This window comes from Paenibacillus athensensis (assembly GCF_004514475.2).
Taxonomy (GTDB): Bacteria; Bacillota; Bacilli; order Paenibacillales; family NBRC-103111; genus Paenibacillus_AL; species Paenibacillus_AL athensensis.
Genome location: NZ_MYFO02000002.1, coordinates 85,582 through 107,509, shown reverse-complemented (window position 1 = coordinate 107,509; position 21,928 = coordinate 85,582). Strand labels below are relative to the sequence as shown.

26 protein-coding genes are annotated in these 21,928 nt (G+C 59.2%); 7 read left to right on the top strand and 19 right to left on the bottom strand.

Translation table 11 applies throughout. The features are described from left to right. Nucleotides 1-271: 271 nt before the first annotated feature. Nucleotides 272-1,264 carry a ketoacyl-ACP synthase III gene (locus B5M42_RS04515; protein WP_134757142.1) on the top strand — a complete coding sequence of 331 codons (993 nt, stop codon included), beginning with the start codon at nt 272-274 and terminating at the stop codon, nt 1,262-1,264. Between the two features lie 193 nt (nt 1,265-1,457). Here B5M42_RS04515 and B5M42_RS04510 read toward each other — a convergent pair whose 3' ends face one another. From B5M42_RS04510 to B5M42_RS04475, 8 genes are all read right to left on the bottom strand, one after another. Continuing rightward, nucleotides 1,458-1,892, bottom strand: coding sequence for a hypothetical protein (locus tag B5M42_RS04510; RefSeq protein ID WP_134757144.1), 435 nt, complete (start codon nt 1,890-1,892; stop codon nt 1,458-1,460). Nucleotides 1,893-2,293: 401 nt separating this feature from the next. Further along, entirely contained in the window at nt 2,294-2,479 is a 186-nt protein-coding gene (locus tag B5M42_RS04505) for a hypothetical protein (protein WP_134757146.1), read from the bottom strand. Nucleotides 2,480-2,902: 423 nt separating this feature from the next. Beyond that, nucleotides 2,903-3,202 (bottom strand): hypothetical protein, encoded by a 300-nt coding sequence (locus B5M42_RS04500; RefSeq protein ID WP_134757148.1) that lies wholly within the window; start codon nt 3,200-3,202, stop codon nt 2,903-2,905. Further along, entirely contained in the window at nt 3,199-3,531 is a 333-nt protein-coding gene (locus B5M42_RS04495; protein WP_134757150.1) for a restriction endonuclease subunit S, read from the bottom strand. The genes B5M42_RS04500 and B5M42_RS04495 overlap by 4 nt, the downstream gene beginning before the upstream one ends. A gap of 11 nt (nt 3,532-3,542) precedes the next feature. Next, on the bottom strand, nt 3,543-3,833 hold the full coding sequence (locus tag B5M42_RS04490; RefSeq protein WP_134757152.1) for a nucleoside-diphosphate sugar epimerase: 291 nt from the start codon (nt 3,831-3,833) through the stop codon (nt 3,543-3,545). A gap of 92 nt (nt 3,834-3,925) precedes the next feature. Further along, nucleotides 3,926-4,654, bottom strand: coding sequence for a glycosyltransferase family 2 protein (locus tag B5M42_RS04485; protein ID WP_134757154.1), 729 nt, complete (start codon nt 4,652-4,654; stop codon nt 3,926-3,928). Continuing rightward, nucleotides 4,645-5,943 carry a glycosyltransferase family 2 protein gene (locus B5M42_RS25475; RefSeq protein WP_230632671.1) on the bottom strand — a complete coding sequence of 433 codons (1,299 nt, stop codon included), beginning with the start codon at nt 5,941-5,943 and terminating at the stop codon, nt 4,645-4,647. The genes B5M42_RS04485 and B5M42_RS25475 overlap by 10 nt, the downstream gene beginning before the upstream one ends. Before the next feature lie 624 nt (nt 5,944-6,567). Then, nucleotides 6,568-7,287 (bottom strand): glycosyltransferase family 2 protein, encoded by a 720-nt coding sequence (locus tag B5M42_RS04475; RefSeq protein WP_329959244.1) that lies wholly within the window; start codon nt 7,285-7,287, stop codon nt 6,568-6,570. A gap of 427 nt (nt 7,288-7,714) precedes the next feature. On the opposite strand from B5M42_RS04475, the gene B5M42_RS04470 reads away from it, so the two are divergent. Genes B5M42_RS04470 through B5M42_RS04460 form a run of 3 tightly spaced genes read left to right on the top strand, consistent with a single transcriptional unit; the run spans nt 7,715 to nt 10,053 of the window. Next, a complete protein-coding gene (locus B5M42_RS04470; RefSeq protein ID WP_134757554.1) occupies nt 7,715-8,632 on the top strand; it encodes an NAD-dependent epimerase/dehydratase family protein in 918 nt (305 codons plus the stop codon). Next, nucleotides 8,632-8,979 (top strand): hypothetical protein, encoded by a 348-nt coding sequence (locus B5M42_RS04465; protein WP_134757552.1) that lies wholly within the window; start codon nt 8,632-8,634, stop codon nt 8,977-8,979. The genes B5M42_RS04470 and B5M42_RS04465 overlap by 1 nt, the downstream gene beginning before the upstream one ends. 12 nt (nt 8,980-8,991) lie before the next feature. Beyond that, on the top strand, nt 8,992-10,053 hold the full coding sequence (locus tag B5M42_RS04460; protein WP_134757550.1) for a glycosyltransferase family 4 protein: 1,062 nt from the start codon (nt 8,992-8,994) through the stop codon (nt 10,051-10,053). A gap of 89 nt (nt 10,054-10,142) precedes the next feature. On the opposite strand, the gene B5M42_RS04455 is transcribed toward B5M42_RS04460, so the two are convergent. The 4 genes from B5M42_RS04455 to B5M42_RS04440 all read right to left on the bottom strand — a co-directional run bounded on the left by B5M42_RS04455 (nt 10,143) and on the right by B5M42_RS04440 (nt 14,068). Beyond that, nucleotides 10,143-11,009, bottom strand: a complete 867-nt coding sequence (locus tag B5M42_RS04455; RefSeq protein ID WP_134757548.1) for an Rpn family recombination-promoting nuclease/putative transposase — start codon at nt 11,007-11,009, stop codon at nt 10,143-10,145. 89 nt (nt 11,010-11,098) lie between these two features. After that, entirely contained in the window at nt 11,099-12,769 is a 1,671-nt protein-coding gene (locus B5M42_RS04450; RefSeq protein WP_134757546.1) for a peptidase G2 autoproteolytic cleavage domain-containing protein, read from the bottom strand. A gap of 14 nt (nt 12,770-12,783) precedes the next feature. Then, a complete protein-coding gene (locus B5M42_RS04445; protein ID WP_134757544.1) occupies nt 12,784-13,419 on the bottom strand; it encodes a DUF1796 family putative cysteine peptidase in 636 nt (211 codons plus the stop codon). Nucleotides 13,420-13,435: 16 nt separating this feature from the next. Continuing rightward, nucleotides 13,436-14,068 (bottom strand): DUF1796 family putative cysteine peptidase, encoded by a 633-nt coding sequence (locus B5M42_RS04440; protein WP_134757542.1) that lies wholly within the window; start codon nt 14,066-14,068, stop codon nt 13,436-13,438. Between the two features lie 135 nt (nt 14,069-14,203). Between B5M42_RS04440 and B5M42_RS04435 the strand changes: the two genes are divergently transcribed. The 3 genes from B5M42_RS04435 (at nt 14,204) to B5M42_RS04425 (ending at nt 15,539) form a co-directional block, all read left to right on the top strand. After that, entirely contained in the window at nt 14,204-14,560 is a 357-nt protein-coding gene (locus B5M42_RS04435; RefSeq protein WP_134757540.1) for a hypothetical protein, read from the top strand. 6 nt (nt 14,561-14,566) lie between these two features. Next, nucleotides 14,567-14,965 carry a hypothetical protein gene (locus B5M42_RS04430; protein WP_134757538.1) on the top strand — a complete coding sequence of 133 codons (399 nt, stop codon included), beginning with the start codon at nt 14,567-14,569 and terminating at the stop codon, nt 14,963-14,965. Nucleotides 14,966-15,089: 124 nt separating this feature from the next. Beyond that, nucleotides 15,090-15,539 (top strand): hypothetical protein, encoded by a 450-nt coding sequence (locus tag B5M42_RS04425; protein WP_134757536.1) that lies wholly within the window; start codon nt 15,090-15,092, stop codon nt 15,537-15,539. Nucleotides 15,540-15,616: 77 nt separating this feature from the next. On the opposite strand, the gene B5M42_RS04420 is transcribed toward B5M42_RS04425, so the two are convergent. Genes B5M42_RS04420 through wecB form a run of 7 tightly spaced genes read right to left on the bottom strand, consistent with a single transcriptional unit; the run spans nt 15,617 to nt 21,907 of the window. Next, nucleotides 15,617-15,787 (bottom strand): hypothetical protein, encoded by a 171-nt coding sequence (locus B5M42_RS04420; protein WP_167690350.1) that lies wholly within the window; start codon nt 15,785-15,787, stop codon nt 15,617-15,619. Next, nucleotides 15,780-17,027 (bottom strand): glycosyltransferase family 4 protein, encoded by a 1,248-nt coding sequence (locus B5M42_RS04415; RefSeq protein ID WP_134757534.1) that lies wholly within the window; start codon nt 17,025-17,027, stop codon nt 15,780-15,782. The genes B5M42_RS04420 and B5M42_RS04415 overlap by 8 nt, the downstream gene beginning before the upstream one ends. Nucleotides 17,028-17,051: 24 nt before the next feature. After that, nucleotides 17,052-17,765 carry a glycosyltransferase gene (locus B5M42_RS04410; RefSeq protein ID WP_134757532.1) on the bottom strand — a complete coding sequence of 238 codons (714 nt, stop codon included), beginning with the start codon at nt 17,763-17,765 and terminating at the stop codon, nt 17,052-17,054. Nucleotides 17,766-17,792: 27 nt separating this feature from the next. Then, nucleotides 17,793-19,001, bottom strand: a complete 1,209-nt coding sequence (locus B5M42_RS04405) for an NAD-dependent epimerase/dehydratase family protein (protein ID WP_209280807.1) — start codon at nt 18,999-19,001, stop codon at nt 17,793-17,795. Then, entirely contained in the window at nt 18,998-19,840 is an 843-nt protein-coding gene (locus B5M42_RS04400; RefSeq protein ID WP_134757528.1) for a dTDP-4-dehydrorhamnose reductase family protein, read from the bottom strand. The genes B5M42_RS04405 and B5M42_RS04400 overlap by 4 nt, the downstream gene beginning before the upstream one ends. After that, a complete protein-coding gene (locus B5M42_RS04395; RefSeq protein ID WP_134757526.1) occupies nt 19,837-20,823 on the bottom strand; it encodes an SDR family NAD(P)-dependent oxidoreductase in 987 nt (328 codons plus the stop codon). The genes B5M42_RS04400 and B5M42_RS04395 overlap by 4 nt, the downstream gene beginning before the upstream one ends. Further along, nucleotides 20,813-21,907 carry a non-hydrolyzing UDP-N-acetylglucosamine 2-epimerase gene (gene wecB / locus B5M42_RS04390; RefSeq protein ID WP_134757524.1) on the bottom strand — a complete coding sequence of 365 codons (1,095 nt, stop codon included), beginning with the start codon at nt 21,905-21,907 and terminating at the stop codon, nt 20,813-20,815. The genes B5M42_RS04395 and wecB overlap by 11 nt, the downstream gene beginning before the upstream one ends. Between the last annotated feature and the right edge of the window lie 21 nt (nt 21,908-21,928).

Sequence of the window (21,928 nt, the reverse complement as noted above, 5' to 3'; positions counted from 1 at the left end):
GAGCTTCACGAGCCCACAACGCGCGCAAGTCACAATTAAGCGCCGGTCTGACAACCTCCATACGGCCGGCACCGCGCTTCGGGATTCGCGCCGCGGCACCCGACCCGGAACAAGCCGCTCGTTTCGCCCGCAAGCGGGGCAAGAGCGCATTGACAGATACCCGTCAATCGGGTACATTATTTTTAGTACCTGATACTAATACTTGATAATAAATCATGTCATTATGGATGTTCCGTCCGCTTTTCCAATATGTGTAGATGAGGTGAGCTTTATGTCCTTGAACGCCCCCGTTTCTCGCGCCCGGATTACAGCTATCGGCAGCTACGTGCCGGATAAGGTGCTCAGCAATGCCGATTTGGAACGATTGGTCGATACTAATGACGAATGGATTGTGCAGCGCACCGGCATCCAGGAGCGACGTATTGCGGCCGATGATGAATTCACCAGTCATCTGGCGATTCGCGCAGTGGCAGATCTGGCGGATCGCTACCATGTACGGCTCGATGACGTTGATCTGGTGCTTGTCGCCACCCATACGCCCGACCTTCCGTTTCCTTCCGTCGCTTGCTTGCTGCAAGCTCACTTCAGTATGAATGCGGCCGGCGCGCTGGATGTCAATGCAACGTGCGCGGGCTTTACGTATGCGCTCCATCTGGCAAACGGCCTGATTTCCGCGGGCATACACCGCAAAATACTCGTCGTCGGCGCAGACGCCATGTCCAAAATTACCGATTATTCCGATCGCTCGACCTGCATCTTGTTCGGCGACGGGGCCGGAGCCCTGCTGGTCGAGCGCGATGACGAGCATCCCGCGTTTCTCGCCGCGCATATCGGCGCAGACGGCAGCGGCGGCAAGCACGTATACCGTACCGGCATTGCCTCAACGCTGAACGGCCAGCCGCTGGAAGGCAGCGGCAAGGTTGTACAAAATGGCCGCGAGGTGTATAAATTTGCTGTCACTACAGTTCCCAAGGGGATGGAGCAGTTGCTTGCAGCAAGCGGATTAACATTGGCCGATATCGATTGGTTCGTTCCGCACAGCGCTAATCTGCGCATCATCGATTCCATCTGTGAAAAAAGCGGGTTATCTTTCGAAAAAGCGCTCTACAGCCTCGTTTATTACGGCAATACGTCCGCAGCCTCCATCCCGCTGGCGCTGGACCTGGGCGTCCGAGAAGGACGCGTCCAGCCGGGAGATACGCTGATGCTGTATGGCTTTGGCGGGGGCTTGGCCCACGCCGGTTTAATCGTCAAATGGGGATAAACGCACATGCCGCCAGCCCGCGGGTACATACTCGCGAGCTGGCGGCTTTGTCGTGCGACGATGCGGCCGCGTGGCGGTGTGGATCGATCCGGGCCGGGGTGGATGATTTTTCGCGAACCGTCATAAAAAATAGACTGCCGAACAGGTTCGGCAGTCCGTTGATGCTTGGCGATCAGCAGCGACCAGCGCCGGATCAGCCCGCAGGCGAGTCCGAATACAACGCGCCGTTGAAGTTTTCCGGACCGACACGGATCGTACCGAGCAGGTTGGAGGAAATGAAAGCGGAATACGTGATTTGAGCGGTGAGCGGCGGGTTGTAATCGGCAGCCGAGAACGTAATGATTTGCGGCGCCAATACGCTCAAGCTGAAGGTCGACGTTGCCGAATAAACCAGCGGGTCTGTGGGCATCGTTCCTCTGACAATCGTAATGGTAACGCCGACAAGCGCCAACGGAAGCTGGACGGAAATTGTACCTGTCAGCTCCGCCCGCAGCGTTCCGGACGCACCAGCCGTATTCAAGCCGACCACACCAAACAATTGCGGCGTATTGATGACTAGAATCGGAATGGCAATGGAGTTCGCGTAGCTGGCATTCTGCGATGTTCTTGCATCCAAAAGTTGTGTCATCCTATCTACCTCCTTCACAAATGGCAACAAATTCAGGATCAAAAAGCGCTGTTAAGTGGAGTTTATTTGTTACTTCACTCGTAGTATATGTGGTCAAGCAGGAATGGTTTGGACAAATATGCCTGAATACGCAAGGCTGTAGCGGAAAATGCGCAGCTGATAGGTATTCAGTGTGCATTTTTTTGAAAAACCTGCCATAATCGGTATTTCTCTTACGCTTCAAACACGCATTCCGCAGCGATAACTTCTAGCAACGCATCGTCTTCGTCACGCCAGTTGACGAATTGAAAGCAGCGAAAGGCTCCTGACCTCATATATCAACATGCCTTCAGCCCGGTGGCTGGTCACTCGCCATACCTGATTGAACCTAGCTCAGCGATTCTCCATCCATCGAACGCCATTCAACCAACAGGTCCCAAGGAATGATTACGGGTTGTTCTCAGGGGAATGAACTCCCATCCATCCAGCTTGCGATTGGCATCAAAATGAAGCCTCGCTCCCCCATCTTCAAGTTGATATTCGAGTATGTACAGTCCCGATCCAACATCCCGATAGGGACGCTCGATAGCAGCAACTACATCAGCCATATTCATCCCCTTTTGCAAAAAGCAAGATCTTGCCGATTGAGCTTATGCTCAGCGTTCGAGCAGCCTGTCAGGCTCAAGCCGATAGCAAGCAGCAAGCTTACCAACTTTTTGTATGAGATCATGCTCGACTCTCCTCTATTTATTGATCTATGGGCTTGTCCGCCACAATTGTTTCGCTACGATGACGAAAGCAAACGGCATTCGCGGCCCGCAGGTGTGCTCGGTGAAAGCCCTAATATTTTGCAGCCTATCCATGACGTTGTGGCGAGTACCGCCTCGCTCGCGACGTGAGACTGCGCTGCAGCGCCTGGATTCCGGCAGCGCCGCAGCAGCAAGTCAGCCGCAAACTCGACCAAGCCGTCGAGTGCAGCGTTGTACTTTTTTTACGTCAGCTATATGAGCCATGTTAACATGGCGTTCGACTTATTTCCTAGGAAATTGTCGACTCGCCGCCACGCCAGACAACGGATTCAACCAGGGCGGAGCAGGAAATGCAGAACGCCGCCGAACGGGACGTTTGCCGATAAACTTGGTTATCATCGCTCCTTGATAGCGACAAAGCGCTTCAAGATGTCCGGCAATTTCCTTCGCAATCCGGTCGGAGGCTGCCGCCTGGTCGGCGACCGACTCAACGATCCGGCTTAGCGCCCGCTGACTGCGGGCAAGCGAGGTTAGCAAATGCAGCTCAATGTGTTCACGAGTTGTTACGCGCTCCCGCATCATCCCCGTTCACTCCCGAAGCTCATCATATCGCCAAAGCCGCTCCCGCCGCCGTCATCCTCCTTGGCCCCAAGCAGTGCTTGCAGTTGGCGGTTCAATGCGCTTTCCAGCTTGGTGAGGCCATCGATCAGTTCAATGATTTGCTCGTTTACTTCCACGCTGGTTTTCATTTGATTGTCGTGCCCCGGCACGTTGGCCGAGGTCAGATGATGACAGACCCAACTGCGGGATTTTTCCGCTTCCTGCGCCTTTGCCTCCAAAATCAACGCAATTTCATGCTGCAGCTTAGCCGTGGAGTCGAGCATATGCAGCCAAATATCTTCACGATTCACATCGCTTCCCTCTATTCTTCGGCATCGCTGCCGTTCATTTCCTTCATCACGACCTCCGTCTGTTGAGCAATCGCATCAACGAGATCGGCAAGGCTGTTCAAATAGGCTGTTACGCCGCGCGTCAACTGCAGCGACTGCTCCTGCAGCGCCTCCACGCCTTCAAATTGCGGATGCGAATCGGGAATCTCCCGGGTTACCGCCGACATTTGCGCGGCGACCTGCCGTTTCGCTTGCAAAATCCGCGACATCTCGCGATGCGTAGCCGCAATATGGGCAACGATCGCTGTAATTTTTTGCTCCATGTTGTTTGCCCTCCGCACCTTCCATTTTTTTACTTCAGCGTATGCAGGGGGGCGTCAAGGGGTGACACGGCTTCAGCCGATCCTTTTGCGAATTAGATAAAGCTGTGCGGGTCGACGCCCCATTTGTCGATAAAAAGCTGGCGGTTGCGCCGCAGCAGCTCCTGAACGATATCTCGCGCTTCTTTTTTGAAGCTGCTGCTGCCGTGATGAAAAAGAAAGACGTCGCCAGCCATCATCAAACGGCGTCCGCTAAGCCGCGTGCGGTAGCAGAGGTCGTCGTCTTCAAAATGCCCTTGACCGAAGCGCTCGTCGAGCAAGCCAAGCTGCTCGGTCAGCTCGCGGCGAAACAATAGACAGATGCCGACAAGTCGCGCCGTTTCCTGCCATTTACCGGGATCCGGGTTGTTGTAGCGGGCAGCAAAGTCGGCGATGGTGGTAAAAGGCTCAGCAATTTGCTGCTTGCCACTGGCATAGTTGGTCATTGGACCGACCATGCCGATATCATCGGCGCTATGCAAGCAGCGCTGCATATTATCCAGCCAGTTCGGCGTCGCTTGCGTATCGTTATTCAGCAGCATCAAATCATCGCCGGTGGCCAGCTTCAGGCCTAAATTACAAGCGGCGGGAAATCCGCGATTGTAAGGCAGCGAGACGACCTTCAGCCGCTCGCGGGCGCAATAGTCCAGCGAGCCGTCCTTGGAGCCGTTGTCGACAACAATGATTTCATAGGGTAACGAGGTGTGCCGCCGAATCGACGCCACACAATCGCGCAGCAGCCCGAGTCCGTTAAAATTCGGGATGATGATGCTCGTCAGCGGCATGCGCCTTCCCCCTTTCGAATCATTTTTCGCTGCCGCATCGTGTCGGGGAACGATACCCGTTCGCCGCGTTCGGCCATCGCCAGCTCGATCGCTTCGGCATGATCGCCAATAATCAGACGCGAGACGGGATTAAGCCGCCCGCGATTGGTGCCGCGCTGCCGATTGGCGGCAATGACGTTAACGCCGGCAGGCGCGCCGATCTGCAAGCCGCCGAGCATGGCGCGAACCTGTGCTTTGGGCGGCACCATCAGCTCGCGGTAGCCGATCCGCTCAATCGCAGCGCGCGATAGTGCATGAGGGACAGCCGTGAGCGAGTTGGCTTTCAGCTCCGGCCGGCCCATTGTGACGTTGAGAAATCTTTTCATCGTGGTCACCTGATCCCAGCGCGAGAACGGCGGCAAATACGGTGTGATATTGTTCAGCGCCACATCCATGCCGTTACTGACTGCAGTAATGAATGGCGCAAGCCGCTCGGCCGGGACAACGAAATCGCCGTCGACAAACAAGACGATGTCAGCGCTCGACAGCTTGGCGCCAATGGCCCGGCCCACATCGTGACCCAATGCTTCGGGGTAATACGCCACTATGGCGTCGGGACATTGCCGAACGCGCTCCAACGTGCGGTCGCGCGAGCCGTTGACGATGACGTACAGCTCGTCAAGCGGCAGCCGCTGCAGCTCTCTAAGCACGCCGGCAATGGTCGCTTCCTCATTCATGGCGCAGACAACTGCTGCAATCGTGCGCTCTGTCGGCAGCAGCACCCAGTCGGCGGCGCCCAGCCCGGACGCCTGGCCATAGCCGGCGGCATAGCCTTGAGCGGCGGCGTAACAGGCGCTCGCGCTCAAGCCGGGCGGAAGGGCCCGGCTATGCGGCTGCCAAAGCGCATTGAGCGCTTTGCGGTAATTCGGCGCGCCGGCGATGGGATGAAGCGCAGCGTCGGCGCGGCCGGCGCGCTGGCCCCACGCGCGCCAATGCGCTTCGCCGGCGGTCAGACGCCGGCGGCGGGGGTTGGGCCGCGCGGGCTGGCGCGCGCGGGTCGGGCGCGGCTGCGGCCGGACGGCGCGGCCGGGTGCAGCCGCAGGGCGCGGCGCGGGGGCGGCGGCGCAACGTTTGGCGCGCGGCAGCGGCGGCGCGGCGGCGGGCGCAGACGCGGCGGCGGGGGCGCGGGCGCGGGCGGCGGCAGGGCGCGCGGGCGGCGCCTTCGCCGCGGGACGCGGGCGGGCAGGGCGCAGCCTAGCAGCGGCGCGGGGGCGCGGGGGCGCGGGCGGCGGGGCGGGGCGGCCGCTCACGGACGCCTCCGCTTCGCGCAGCGGGCGCGCCGGCTCGCGCTCCGCCCCCGACGCGCGGCGCTCCTTCGCGGCGCCTCCCGCCGACTCGCGCTCCGCCCCCGATGCGCGTCGCTCCCTCCCGGCGCCTCCCGCCGGCTCGCGCTCCGCCACCGATGCACGGCGCTCCCTCCCGGCGCCTCCCGCAGGCTCGCGCTCCGCCGCCGATGCGCGTCGCTCCCTCGCGGCGCCTCCCGCCGACTCGCGCTCCGCCGCCGACGCACGGCGCTCCTTCGCGGCGCCTCCCGCCGGCTCGCGCTCCGCCCCCGACGCGCGGCGCTCCCTCCCGGCGCCTCCCGCCGACTCGCGCTCCGCCGCCGATGCGCGGCGCTCCCTCCCGGCGCCTCCCGCCGACTCGCGCTCCGCCCCCGACGCACGGCGCTCCTTCGCGGCGCCTCCCGCCGGCTCGCGCTCCGCCACCGATGCGCGGCGCTCCCTCCCGGCGCCTCCCGCCGGCTCGCGCTTTGCCGGTGTGCCGCCCGACCGCGCTTCGCGCGCTGCGCCGTGCCTGGACGAACCGCCACTTTTTACCGACGGCCCACCCAGCTTCAACAAAGGTGTTCCTTTTATTATGTGCAACACGTAATATCACCCCATTGTATCTCTGCTTCGGATCGGGTCCTGCCCGTGCAGACGCCCGCCGAGCCGCTGCATAAGCCAATGCAGCGCTTCCAGGTGGTCGCCGATGATCAAATCGCCGACCGGGTCCCGGCCCCGGCTGATGCGCCGCACCGGATTGCGTGCGCGGACATTGATCAGCCGAACGGTTTCCACCCGCAAGCCAAGCTGCTGCGCCATCGCTTGCGCCAGCGGCGGCACAGCGAGCGCCTCTGCGCCAATCGCCTCCAGCGCCCGACGGCTGATCGCGTGCGGAATCGCCGTCAACGACGCCCCGCGCAAATCCGGCCGCCCCATCAGCGCATTCAGCGCATGCTTGACGAGCACGACGCGATGCGCATCGCGAACGCTCGTCAAGCCGCTGTAGCTGTTCAGCGCCACATCAACGCCCGACTCCACGGCTCGCACTAGCGGAGACAGCTCCGCCGCCGGAACGATAAAATCCCCGTCGATAAACAACAACACCTCGCCGCGCGCCTCCAGCGCGCCTATGCTGCGCCCGACATCATGACCGAGCGGGCGCTCAAATGTCAGCACCCGGGCTCCCGCCCGGGCAGCGATAGCCGGACTGCCGTCGGTTGAACCGTTGGCCACGACCACCACTTCCGTCCGCGGATGAACGCGTTGCGCTTGACGAATGACCCGTGCCAGCGTGCGGGCTTCGTTCAATACAGGAATGATAACAGACACGCGGGGAGCCCCATTCGGAGCAGAGGCGGGCAAACCGGGCCGACGCCCCGCATTGAACCGGACACGCTGTTTGCTCAAGGGTTTCCACTCCTGTTCCATGACAGATTGCCTGCTCCATCTATCATATGTACAAACGCGCATCAGGACAGGGCAAACGCCGGAACTGGAAAAAACGGGCAGTTACGCCCTTGCAAAAAACATAGGCCGACTCGGCGCCGCGTTCCTCCCCGCCACGCTACTCCAGCCGCAAAACAGCTATCCCGACTGCCTCCGCAATCGTCGACGCCTTGCTACCCGCTTCCGTGCGCGCCGTTGCAAAAATCTCTGCCAGCTCCGGTCGTCCACAGGATAGATGTCTTGTACGCCTCTCCCCGTCGCGACGTAGGATAAAGAGATGATCCAACTACAAGAGAGAGGGAAGCTGTCTATGAAAGCTATCGTTACGGGAGGCGCAGGCTTCATCGGCTCCCATCTGGCGGAAGCGCTGCTGGCGCGTGGAGCTGACACTTGCGTCATTGACAACCTTTCCACAGGCGCGCGGCGGCATGTGCCGGCTGGAGCGGCGTTCCACGAGCTGGACATTCGCAACGAACAAGCGCTGCGCCGATGCTTTGCCGCCATTCGTCCGGATGTCGTGTTTCACTTGGCTGCTCAAGCCGATGTGCAGCGCTCGATCAAGGAGCCCTCTTACGACGCCGCCGTCAACCTGCTGGGTACGGCCCATGTCCTGGAAGCCGCCCGCCATGTCGGCGTGCGTAAAATCATCTTCGCTTCGACCTCCGGCGTCTATGGCAATCTGGAACGTGAACGGCTTTCTGAAAACGATCCGGTTGCACCCATTTCTTTTTATGCCCAATCCAAAGCTGCCGCTGAAGCGCACATTCGGCTTTTCCACGAGCTGCATGATTTACCTTACACGATTTTGCGTTATGCCAATGTGTATGGCCCCAGACAAACGCCCAAGGGCGAAGGCGGCGTCGTGGCGCTGTTCATGAGCCGGATTCTCAGCGGCCAGCCGCTGCGGGTGTTCGGGGACGGCGAGCAGACGCGCGACTTTATTTTTGTCGAGGACATCGTCACAGCCAACCTGGCAGCCATCGACTGCGGCGACCAGACTACGCTTCATATCAGCACCGCGGCCAGCACTTCGGTCAATGCGTTAACCGCAGCGCTTGGCGCCATTCACGGCACTCCGCTGGCTGTCGAACATCTGCCGGCGCGCGCCGGCGACATTCGCCATAGCTGCCTCGATAACCAGTTGGCCCTAGCGCTGCTTGGCTGGCAGCCGGCAACCTCGATCGGCGAAGGCTTGCGCCGCACATACGAACGGGAGGTGCTTGCTTAATGTCTGTTTTCCGCTTTACCTCCGCACCGCACACAGCGTTTTGTTCTTCGCATATCGATGCCGTGCAGCTTGTCTTTACGAACAGCAGCAGCAACGATTTCGATTTGCTGATTCAAGGCTTCAACGGGACCGGTTTATTTTTCCTCGGACTCACTCATCTGGAAGCAGCCTCATCCCCGCTTTCCGTTTACCAGACTGCCGATATTCCAACTCATGCGGTATCGTTTGAGCTGCTGCTCGTCACGAACGTCGAATGCGCGACAACAGCGAGTGTGCTCCTTTTCGCCAAACAAAAAGGCCAAACCGTCGCCATTGCGACCAACGCCGATTTTGAAATCGGCGGGTAAGGAGGACGCCCCATGAATGTGTTGTTCGTCTACTACTTGCCGAGCGGCGGCGTCGAAACGTTGAATCGTCAGCGCTGTCTCGCTTTGCGCCGTCAAGGCGTTCAGGGGCATTGCCTCTACTACCGAAGCGGAGCAGGTCTGCAAAATGCAAGCGATATTCCGATCTTCATTACGTCACAGGAGCAGGACATGTCCGTGATTTTGCAAAATGGCCGCTACGACGCCGTTATCGTCATCTCGGACTACTATGCGCTTCAGCGCATTCGCGCCGCCGGCTATACCGGCAAGCTGATTTTTGAAATTCAAGGATTCGGAGCCAAAGCTACCGCCCGCAAAGAACTGCTCACCGCTCAAATCTACATCAGCTCATACGCCGATGCGCTGTTGCATCCGCAAACGCCGCATATTGGCGAATTGCTCGCCGAATTATATCCGGCCGTGCCCACCTTTGCTTTTCCCAATAGCTTTGATACCGCAGCCTTCGGCTATCGCGCGCTGGAAACGCCGGCCTATCCGATTATGGCCTGGATCGGACGGCTTGAGGACAACAAAAACTGGCGGGAAGCTCTGCAAATTGCCACCAAGCTCACCCGGCGTTTTTCCGCCATGCAGCTTTGGATGTTCATCGATCCGCTGCTGTCCGCAGACAGCGAAAAAGCCGCTTTCACCGAACAGATCGAGCGACTGGGACTAGGTCCGCACCTGCAGGTATTCCATAACGTGAAACACGCGGACATGATGAACTTTTTATCGGTTGTTGGCGACTCCGGCGGCTTTCTCTGCGTGACCTCCAAGGTGGAAGGCGCTCCATACGCGGTGCTTGAAGCGATGAGCTGCTTGTGCCCCGTGCTGACGACCGATTCCGACGGTGTGCGCAGCGCCATTGACCACAACCGTACCGGCAAATACTACGCCCTCGGCGATATCGACCACGCCGCTGCCGAAGCGCAGGAGCTCATGCTGAACGCGCAGCTGCGCCAAGCCATCCGTCAGCAGGCGCTCGGACACGTGCAGGTCGTGCACCATCCCGACGTGTATGCGTATCATTTTATCAACATGATCCATGCGCTGTAACAAACACAAAAGAGCCCTTTCCGTCTCCAACCTCGTTGGACGCAGAAAGGGCCCTTTCATTTGGGGAACGCGCTGCGCGCTGCGCCGATTCAATGCAACCTTTGCTGCAAAGCTTCAATCTCCGCTTCGGTCAGCCCGGTCACCTTGGCAATCAGTGAAATGGACAGTCCCTCCTGAAGCATGCTGGCAGCCACTTCGTGATCCCGCTGGGCTCGCCCCTCTTCCCGGCCTTCCGCCCGACCCCGCGACTCTACATAATCCAGCGCGGACTGCTCATCGAGCAGCGCTTTCTTCCTCATTTCATATAACATACGCGCTTCTTTGTTTTGACTTAAAAACTCCAGCGTCGTCATCGCTTTTTTCAATCCAGGTGTATCCATCGCCAACTCCTCCCATCGCTCCGGCGGCGCGCCGTCAATAAACATCAACCAGTTGACCAGCCGACTGTCCATTTCATGGGCTTGACGCTCCAGCTTCGGCAGCTCCATAAAATGAATTTCCAAATCGTCAATCAACAGCTCCCCCGTATGATCCTCACGCAAGTGAAAAATGTTATGGAAACGATCGTTAGGCAAATAAGTAAAAGTCAAAATATTTATCGAAATCACTTTTTGCAGACTCGCATAAATCTGACCTTCCTGCAGCTGCTCCTCGTACATTTTGGCGGAATAATACAGGCTTCGCTTCGCCATATCGTGTTTGTTGCTCACCTGAATTTCCAGATTGACCTGCTTGCCGTCTTCGTTTTGGGCTCTGACATCCAAAATGGATTGCTTGTCGCTCAGCGAATTTTTATCGATATAAGGGTTCAAAATCGTTAAGCTGACAAACGGCTTCGGCTCTGTTTCCCGCAGCGCTTCATTAAGAAAATTCAGCAGAACCTCGTCCTTATTCTCTTCGCTTCCGAAAATTTGCTTAAACACAAAATCCACGCTGGGTTCCAGCAATCTATTCATCACGTTCAACTCCAACGGCTTAAACAGCCGGCGATTTATCTGTCTTTATTATAGCACAAAAAGGGTGCAAAGCACCCTTCTCCCTGCCTTCACTTGAGCAAAATCAAAACCTGACGCGCGCCCGTTCGCCGGATCACGCGGTAGCCCGACCTGGCCGACGTGGCGATACCGCCCGCCCCCGGCCGACAGCAGCCACCGGACTCGCATGTTCCGTCATCGCGCACAAGCAGCTTGCCGAGCAGCCCGACCGCGACCCACTCCGGACGCTCCGAGCGCGGAACATACGGCCGTTGTGGGTCCCATTCGCCGCTCAGCATCGGCTCCAGCAGCTGCTCCGGCTCGCCGCTCAGCACGCCTGCTGCTTCACCAGCGCGCCACAGGCGCGGCTCCGCTTCGCGCTGCAACTCCCGCGCCTCGGCGTCTCCGCCCGCTCCCGCTGTCATCGTCTCACCGCCGCCTCCAACTCCCGTGCCGGTTCCCGCTTTGGTCGCCTCACCGCCGCCGACCGCTCCCGCTCCCGCTTCCGCGCCCGTGCCCATGCCCATGCCCATGCTCGCGCTTGCGCCGTCCCGCCCCCCGGCCCGTGCCGCCGGGCTGAGGCTGGCCCCCGCCTCGCGCTGCACGAGCGCCTCCGCCGCCGGCGCAAGGCGATACAGCGCCCGCCCCCACTCGTCGCGGACGTATTTCCCGCGCCACTCGAAGTCGGCGCTGTCGCCGACAACCCCCGGATTGGCGCTCGTCACGCCAATCGTGTAACGATCCGCCGCTCCCGCGACGCGGATCAGCCCGTCCGTGCCTGCAGCGAACGTGACGAAATACCCCGGCTCGATCGGCAGCCCATCGGCCGTTTCGAACAGCTCGGCGTAATCCGCCGGGCCCAGCGACGTACCGCCGGTAAACGTGCCGACGCCGGTATTACCGGAAATTTTGGCCTTGATCCCGCCATTCGCCAAAAACCACGACACCGACTCATTCGCGCTGCCGCTTTGCCCCATAATGTGGGCAGCGGTGTACCCCGCCGTCGATGTCAAAATCCCCTCGCTATGCGAAACCGCGCCGCTCGCGTTGGTTTGAAACCCCTCCGCGTGCGCGGCGCTGCCGCTCGCGATCGTCCCGCTGCCTTCGGCGTGCGCCGTCTGGCCGCTGGCCGTCGCCGTCCCGCCCTCAGCATGCGCCGCATACCCCGAGGCTACCGTTGCGTAGCCCTCGGCATGAGACGCTTCGGCCCGCGCCGTCGCGTTCACCCCTTCCGCATGCGCAGCCAAGCCGCCGCCGAACACTCCCGCCGTCGTGTTAAAGCCTTCCGCATGCGAGGCTTCCCCCACGGCGCTCGTCGCTTGTCCCTCGGCGTGCGACGCCTCGCCGCTTGCCACCGTCAGCTTCGATACGCCGTTAATGATGGCGTATTCTCCTTCGGCGTGCGCGGCAAAGCCGCTGGCCACCGTCAGATTGCCTTCGGCGTGCGACGATACCCCGCTGGCCAGCGTCTGCCCGCCCTCCGCGTGCGACAGATTGGCCTGAGCAATCGTCTGTGTGCCTTCGGCATGCGAAGCAAAGCCCCGCGCCGCCGTATAATACCCTTCGGCATGGGCATCTACGCCGCTGGCGATATTGTTCGAGCCCTCCACATGCGAGGCGTCGCCATCGGCCGTATTCGTGCTGCCTTCGGCGTGCGAAGCGACGCCGTTAGCGTTCGTTGCATATCCCTCGGCGTGTGCGGCAAAGCCATTAGCCGTAGAGTTGATTCCTTCGTTTGCCATCCGTCCGCACTCCTTTACCCGATCATTTGGCGATAGTGAATGCCCCGCAGCAGCTTGGACCACAGGTGATCCCAGTCAGTCCAGATATTCGTCTTGGGCAGCAGCACGGAGCAGACATGCTCCAGCGGCCAGTCGATATCCACCACGTTCCAGACTTCGCTGAAATTGACGAGCAGCAGGCTGAATTCATGCCGGACGACCTGCCGCAGCACGCGCTCCAGCTCAACGGCCTGCTCATACGTTCCGCCAGTGCGCACAAACAGCAGCCGCTTGCCGTTATCGAACCGCTCCAGACAGCGCTCAATGCGGCGGTCCATTTTGTCGCGAAATTCAGGATAGGAGGTCAGCGCATACAAACTGTTGCGGCTGCTCGGAAAATCGTGCGTCGACGTAATTCCGTAAGCCCGATCCTCGACCAGCAGATTCACCTGCGCGTAGTCGAAGCCGACCACGGCCAAATTCCCGCGGCTCATAAAACCGGCAAAACGATGGGCAAACAGCCGGGATACATTCGTCATATCGGAATACATCCAGTCAATCACCCCGGCAAAGGGGCGGAGCCCGTTTTTCTCCAGCTGAATGGCCGGCAAACAGTTAAAACCGATGCTGAAAATACCGTCGTAAGCGCCGTTCAGCTCGCGAATGCGCATGCCGCTCTCCTCCTTTTCAGACCAGCATAACTCCCTCAAACATCGTCTTCCACAGCGAATCGCTGCCGTTATAGTTCCAGATCGCACTGTACGGCACCTCAACCGCACACACGTTGTCAATGGCCCAAGGCTGCTCGACAATGCCCTCCACCTGTGTATAGTTCACAACGAGAATATGAAATTCCCCCGCGCACATCGCCGACAAAAGCGCCTGCAGCTCGCGGGTATCCGCTTCCGTCGCGTGCATCCGCACGAACAGCAGCCGCTTGGCTGTAGCCAGTTGACCGAGGAAACGGTGAATGCGACGGTTCAGCTTTTGCATAAATTCGGGGTAGGTGGCCAAATGCTGGAGCGTGTTGCGGCTGATGGGAAAATCGTGCACAGACGTCACGTTAAACTTCTCGTCTTTGACCATCAGATTGGTGCCGCTGCCGTCATAGCCGACAATGCGCATGTTCGGCAAATCCATCATGCCATAGAAACGGCAGCGCAACAGCCGGTTGACATCGGCCAAATCATCCGAAATCATCCAGTCGAGCACGCCCGCGAACGGGCGAAGATTATTTTTTTCCATCTGCATCGCCGGCAGACAGTTCTGACCCAAGCTGAATACGGCGTCGTAGCTGCCCTGAAGCTCGTTCAATTTCACTACAGATCCCCTCCTTATCGTGGTTGTTATAGTAAATGCGAGAGTACGTTTAAAAGATTGGACGATTTTGTCCAAACGGCGCAAAAGCGGCGTGCATATTATAGAAAGAACTGTAAAAGCAAGGGGGTGGAAAACGTGTCCGTGTTTCGTCTGGATATCTCGGAAAGCTCGACGCCAGCTTCTCATTTCATAGAAAGCTTTGATGTGCAGCTGCATAACCAGGGCCGCGAGGATCTCGATATGATCGTGCAGGCATTTGACCAGAACGGCTCGATGCTGCTGGCGTCCCTGCATTTGAATAGTCCGTCTGCGCCGGATATGACCGTTATGCTGCGCGGGGTGCAGACGAATCGCCAGCCTTTTTTCATCCATCTGGTAACCGGCATGGAGCAATTGGTCGCAGCTGCCGTATCCGTCACTTTGCGCTCGCAGCGCGATGTGCTCGGTACAGCGGACGGACAGCTTTTCGTACGGCAGCATGACAGGAGGTGACATCCGATGATCAAATATTCCGCAATCAGCGAAGCACAGCCGGGTACCTTCTCACTGCCGCTGCTGCTGACGACCCAAGAAACCCAGCTGACCGTCGTTGCGCTCCAGCAGGTAGAGCCGGGTGACCGCATTGAGCTGGTCTACTCTCTGGCCTGGGAAAAGCCGGCCCACCGCGATATTGGTGAAATCGAGCTGACGCTGCGGCGCGGAGCGCCAGACGGGCCCGTCGTAAGCTGGAGCGAAGAAACCTGCTATCAAAAAGCGGTCAGCACCGGCCGTCACAGTGAAATCAGCGCAACGGCTGGAGATTTGCTTTTCTACTTGTCGGCTGCATCCTTTGACCAGCGTGCAATCGCCATAGGTCCGCTCCTGCTTAAAGGCACCGTCTTCTCCGGAACGTCCTGACGGCCAGCGCCAGGCTCGTAAAAAATCAACGTTTGCAGCGGTCGACTTGTCCGGGGCCAAGCCGGCCGCTTTTGAATCTGCTATAACGTATTCACTTTATTTTATTTTCAAAGGAGAGATTGCAATGGCAGCTTTGCTCGATTATGCCTTTAACGAAGCCGCGATCGGCACCAACTCGCTTCCGTTTCCACTCCTTCCAGGCGTCGAGGTGGGACTGGCCACCATCAATCTGACGACCTATGCCGCAGACAATACGCTGCAATTTCAAGGAACAGTCGGCTGGCAGCCGGATCTGGCGCTGCTGACGCCGCTGCTGCCGGTCGTTACGTTCCGCATTCGCGTCGGCGGGTCCGCGCCCAGCTTCCCGCTGCTGTTCGAAACGTCGGACTCGGCGTTCCTTGGGACAGGCATCCTGCTTCCGCTCTTGTCCAATCCCGTCACCACCTCGTTCACCCATGCGGAGAAGGCGACGGCAGTCCGCCCGGACGCCTACTTTCTGACCGCTGAGCTGGTTGGTCTGGGCGCGGCTTCGATTGTCGGACCGGTACATCTGAGCGGTTCCGTCATCGGTTAATACCCTAGCGCAAAAACGCCCTTAGCTGCCTGCATGCAGGGCAGAAAGGGCGTTTTTTGCTTCATCGGGCAAGCGCGTCAAGGCTGGTTCAACACCTGCACAATTTGCATATCGGGCAGCGTATAGCCCTGGGGCAGCTCAGCATAAATCGTGTTCCACACCCAGTAATCGACGCTCAGATCAGGATTCGAAATCTGGACGGCAAACAGCCGGTTGTACAAATCGGACAAGACCGAAAATTCAGACATAATACCCGCTCCTTTTGGCCGTATTTAGTGTCGAGGCCGCTTGGTAAACGCTCAGCGTTCGCTGGATCATCGTCTCCAGCGACCAATGCCGCATGCCCCAGCCCTGCGCATTGACGCTCATGCTGCGGCGCAAGGCGTCGTTTTCTACCAGTTGCTTGAGGTGGCGGAAGAGCGAGTAAATATCGCCGACCGGCGAGACGAAGCCGGTTACGCCATGCTCGACGATTTCCGGCAGCCCACCGGCATCGGACACAACGGACGGCTTGCCGCTAACCTGGGCCTCCATCACGGAAAACGGCTGATTATCCTGAATGCTCGGATGGGCAAAAATATCGCACAACGCCAGCAGCGCCGGCACATCCTTGCGGTTGCCGAGAAATTTCACGTCCTGGCTCAAGCCGAGCGTCACGGCCTGCCGCTCCAACTCCTCGCGCTTGTCGCCGTCGCCGACAATCCAGCATTCCCAGTCGCTGCGCACCTGCTTGAGCAGCGCCAAGGCATCGAGTAAATGGTGGATGCCCTTGATGTAAACAAGACGCGCCGGGCAAATGATCAGCTTTTTGCCGAGCGGCTTGTGCAGGTCGGTGCCCTGCGCTCTTTTGGTGAAAAACGTGCCGGTATCCAGGCCGTACTGGAAAACGGTCAGCTGTTGGGCCGGAACAGCGAATTGCTCCATCAGCAGCTTTTTCAGCCATTGCGACGACGTAATTGTCACTTCACCCGCCATTGCGCCCAGCCGCTCAATCGCATAGTAGTATTTCCAGACGATCGAGTCGTTCAGATTGAGCTGCGGATACTGCTTGGCAAGCGCCATCTTCACTTCCCGGGCAAGCGAGCCGTGGATGCTGGCGACAAGCGCGGTATGCCGATGCCGTACCCGATTCATCGCTAGCGTGGATATAACATCCTGGGTATGAATGACATCGTATTGTCCAACGCCGAAATAAGCAGCGGCCAGCTCCATGCAGTAGCGATCGGTTTCGACATGCTGCACCAGCGAATCTTCATTCAGCGACGGGTACAGAAGCGCAGGCAGCTTGGCCTTGACCATCGGCAGCAGCTTCTCTTTGCTGATTTCCCGGTCCGTGCCGACTATATGGTAGCGCGGCTCCGCCGCCCCGTTGCCCATAATGTCCACGGTATGGCCCAGAGCTTCCATCTTGCGCTTGATTTGCTCCATAAACGGCCAGACTCCGCCCAGATGCGGAAGCGGCCAGTAGGTGGCAAGTAAAATTTTCATCGGCTTCCTCCCTTTCTCCGGTTGTTAACCGAGCTCCGCCGCGTAATTGAGCAGCCGCTGCCCGTACTGCGCTTGCAGCCAGGCCACCTCCTGCATCACCGCGTCGCTATGCCTGCGTGTCCCCATCTGGTCGTGCCAGCGGTACATCGTCAGCGACTCGTCAAGAAAATGGATCGGCACGCGGCCCAGCAACACACGAATCCACATCTCGTAATCCTGGGTGTAACGGAGCCCTTCATTGAAATACCCCAGATGAGTAAACAGCTCTTTGTTCAGCATGATCGTACAGCCGTTAATTGGATCGCTGGACGCAAAGGCCCGCACCAGCTCCGCCTGTTTGGAAAAACGCGTCGATACGCCTCGACGCACAATTTCGTTATACCCGTTAATGTCATCAAAAGCGGTATAGCTGGCGGCAGCGTGACGCGCCAGCATAAATTGCAGCTGCCGCTCCACCTTGTCGGGATAAAACATATCGTCGGAGCTGAGCCAGGCGACATACTGTCCCGAGCAGCAGCGGATGCCGTGATTCAGCGCAGAAGCCGTACCGCCATTCGCCTTGCCTAAATAGTTGATATGCTTCATGTAGGGCAGGATGCGCTCCTGATGCATCGTGGAGCCGTCGTCGACAACGACGATTTCCGTGTAGGGATACGTCTGGCTCAAGGCGCTGTAAATCGCTTGCTCGATGTAGGGATCGTTATAAAACGGAATGATGATCGAAACTGTTGGATACATGCACTCACCTCCTCCGGGGTGCTGTGATCACACTGTCGTGCGAAAATAATCCAGCGCGTCGCGCAGCGACTGCTCGAACGGGATGACCGGCCGCCAGCCGAGAGCGCACATTGGCGCGATATCAACCGGCGCAGGCGGCAGGTAGCCGTCGAGGCTGCCGATGCGCAGCGGCAGCGGCCGGCCGAGCTGCTGCTGCACCGCAGCGGCGACGGCGCCAAGCGAGCGGTTCACGCCGCTCGCTACCGGATAGACGCCGCCGGGCTCACCGGCGGCGAGCAAAGCTTCGTACGCGCGCACAGCGTCGCGGACGTCCAGATAGTCGCGCTCCTCGATCGCGGACGACAAGCTGAAGGGGGGCGCCTGCCGCCCCTTCTCCAGCTCGGCGGCCCGACGCGCCAGGAGAGCGCAGATGCCCGTGGAGGGGCCGGGCCCGATCAGGTTGGACGGCTTCGCCACGATGACCGGCTGCCCGAACAGGCGGCCCCAGCCCAGCGCCCCCCAGGCTTGAAACGCTTTGCTCAAGCTGTAGGGGTGCGGTGGGTCGGGGCGCTCCGATGCCGGGAAGCCCAGCATGGAGCCGGCAACGACGATCCGGCTCGCCGGGCGGGCCCGCAGCGCATCCAGCAGGTTGAACGTCGACATGACGTTGGCCTGCAGGTAGCCCAGCGGCTCGCGCCACGATTCGCCGACGGCGTTGCGGCCCGCCAGATGCAGCACCAGATCGGGCAACGTTTCGGCAATCAGCCGCCGCACATCGTCAGCGCGCGTCAAGTCGCACGGCCATTCGATAATGGGGCCAGTCGGCGGGGACGGGAACGACAGAGGGGACGATGGGGACGGGGACTGCGTGGATGGTGCGGACGGCGACGACAGCGCGGACGCAGACGACATGGATGGTGCTGACGGCGACGACGATGGGGACGCGGACTGCGTGGATGGTGCGGACGGCGACGACAGCGCGGACGCAGACGACATGGATGGTGCTGACGGTACGGACGCTGCTTCACCATTTAACGTAGTTCTGTTTGGTGCTACTTCTATTCCACTCGTTTCTGTCGCAGCCGTCTGCTGGCTCCCGTCGGTTGATGCCCCCGGCCCGGCGAAATCGGCAGTCGGCAGATCGCCCTCCGGCTTAGGGCGCACGACAGCGATCACCGTCAAGCCGCGCTCGCTGAAATAAGCGCACGCCTGCCGTCCCGTAAAGCCGGCTGCGCCGGTAATCAAAATAACGCTCATCGGGCGTTCATCCATGCCGCCAGCTCGGCCAGCATCGTCGGATGGTCCGGCGCAGACCAGCGGAAATCCTCGCGCGTAACAGCCAGCGTGCGGTCCAGACGGATTGCGTCGTCTTCAGCCACCGTCACATCCATGCGGTCAAACGCCGTCTTGAACAGCTGAAGCAGCTCATATTTGCTGACAGGCTCCGGAGCAGCGATATGAAACAGACCTGCTGCCGTTTCATCCTCGCAGACGGCATGCACACATTTGGCCAGCTCCAGCGTCGTCACTCCGTTCCAATACGCGCGCGTATAGCCGCGAATCGTCGCCCCCTGCGGCTGGCGCAGCAGCCACGCCAACAGCCCGATGCCCGCCGCCCGGTTGTCCGGTCCGACGATGGACGTTCGCAGCGTCACATGGGGGGCCACCCGCAGCTCGCCAAGCGCCTTGGAGCGGGCATATACGGATACGCCGTCAGGCTCGTCGTTTTCCGCATGCATGCCCCGCACTCCGGCGAACACGCAGTCCGTGCTGATATGAATCAGCCGTCCGCCGTTCCTCGCCAGCGCCGCTGCCATGCGATGCGGGAGCAGCCCGTTGATCCAATAAGCCGCTTGCGGATCACGCTCGGCAAATTCATTCAGCAAGCCGATAGCGTTAACCGCCACAGCGGGGCGGACGGCGGCAATGAGCTGCTCGACCGCCGCCAGATCGCCGCCTTCCAGATAAAGACCAAACGGATCGTGCCGGTCTCTTGTCGTGTACATCACCTGCCAGCCGCCGATCGTTCGGAAATAATCGACCAGCATATGGCCCAGCATACCCTGTCCTCCGAACACAAGCAGCTTGCGTGTCATGTAAGAAAGCCTCCTCTAACCAGCAGTTCCTTGATCTCCGCCTTGCTCATCAGCGGTCCTTCGGAGCTGAAGCTGTCAATTGGCACCTTCGGAAATTCGGCGTAATGCTCCTTCAGGCCGGGAATTTCAATCGTCGGCAAAATCACCAGATATTCGCTGTCATACAGCACCGTATATTGGCTTTCGAATTCGGAGAGCAGAATCTCGTGAATTTTTTCCCCCGGCCGCACACCCAACTCGACAACCTCTGCATCGGGGCTGCCCAACTCCTCCATCAGCACCTTGGCCAGATCGACAATTTTGCAGGTCGGCATGGTCATGACAAAGATTTCGCCCCCCTGGCCTTCCTTTGCTCCGCGCAGCAAAAGCGCAATCGCTTCCTGCTTGGTCAGAAAAAAGCGCGTCATGTTGATGTCGGTGATGCCAACGCAATTTTTTTCGCGAATTTGTTTCATAAAAAGGTGCACAACGCTGCCGTTGGTGCCAAGCACGTTGCCCCCGCGCACGCAGACGAATTTCGTCTCGCTGCTCATCAGGTTAGCGTAGACGATCAGCTTTTCCCCGATTGCTTTGGTCATGCCGTAAAAGTTCGACGGATTGGCCGCTTTGTCGGTGGAAATATTAATGACTTTTTTCACCTTGTTTTCAATCGCCGCTTCAATAATGTTTTGCGTGCCAAGCACGTTCGTTTTCAATGCTTCATAAGGCTGGTCCTCGCACACCGGCACATGCTTGAGCGCAGCAAGGTGAAATACGTAATCCACATGCTCGCATGCCCGCATCAGCGCTTCCTTATCGCGCACGTCACCGATGCAAAAGCTCAGCCGGCTGTCTTCAATCGCACGCCGCATCGACACCTGTGTGGATTCATTGCGGGAGAAAACGATGATTTTTTTCGGATTTTCCAGCAGCAGCTGTTGGACCAGCTCGTAGCCCCAGGAACCGGTTCCCCCGGTCACCAGAATCGTCGAATTAGCAAACATGCGAATTCCCTCCTAACACGTATTGAACTACTTTTTGCGATACATTCGTGTCCAAATACCCCTCCGGGCAGCGCCAGCCTGCTGGCATTCGCAGCATGACGCGCACCGCGCCGACAATTCGCCCGGCATCGACCCCGGCGACGATATTGCTGCCGCAGTCGATCGTCTCCGGCCGCTCGGTTGTTGTGCGCATGGTGACTGTCGGCACGTGGAAAATGCAGCATTCCTCCTGCACGGTGCCACTGTCGGTCAGGACGCAGCGCGCATGGCGCTCCAGCTTGACGAAGTCGAAAAAGCCAAACGGCTCGCTGAACCTGACGAGCGGATGCCGATCAGCCGCGTCCTCCTGCTCCAGCCGGGAGCGCGTGCGCGGATGAATGCTGCACACGACCGGCTGACCAAATTCCTCGGCCACGCCGTTGAGCGCTGCAAGGATTTCCTTGAGCCGCGACGGGTCGTCAACGTTCTCGGCCCGGTGGGCGGTGACGAGAAAATACGCGCCGGGCATCAAGCCAAGCCGGTTCAGCACATCACTGGCGTCGATGTCGGCAGCATAATGCGTGAGCACTTCATAAATCGGATTGCCGGTCGTCACAATGCGCGGTCCCGGAAAGCCCTCGCGCAGCAGGTGCTCACGGCTATAGCGGGTGTACGGCATGTTGATGGAAGCGACGGCGTCGATAATCCGACGGTTTTTCTCTTCGGGGACGGCCAGATCGTAGCAGCGGTTGCCGGCCTCCATGTGGATGACCGGAATCCCCATTCGTTCAGCGACAATGGCGCTTAATGCACTGTTCGTATCGCCCAGCAGCAGCACCTTATCGGGCCGCTCCTGCTGCAAAATTCGCTCGACGCCCGAGAACAGCACCGCCAGCTGACCGCCAATGGTCTGCGAGCCGCTGTGCAGCAGGTGATCGGGTCGGCGCACACGCAGCTCGTCGAAAAAAACATCGCTTAATGAATGGGTGAAATTTTGTCCGGTGTGAATCAGCGTGTGCTTGTCGGCCAATTCGTCAAGCTTGGCAATGATCAAGCTCAGCCGGATAATTTCCGGGCGTGTCCCCAGAATCGTCGCGATTTTCATAGCTCCTCCTTGTTGGTCGGT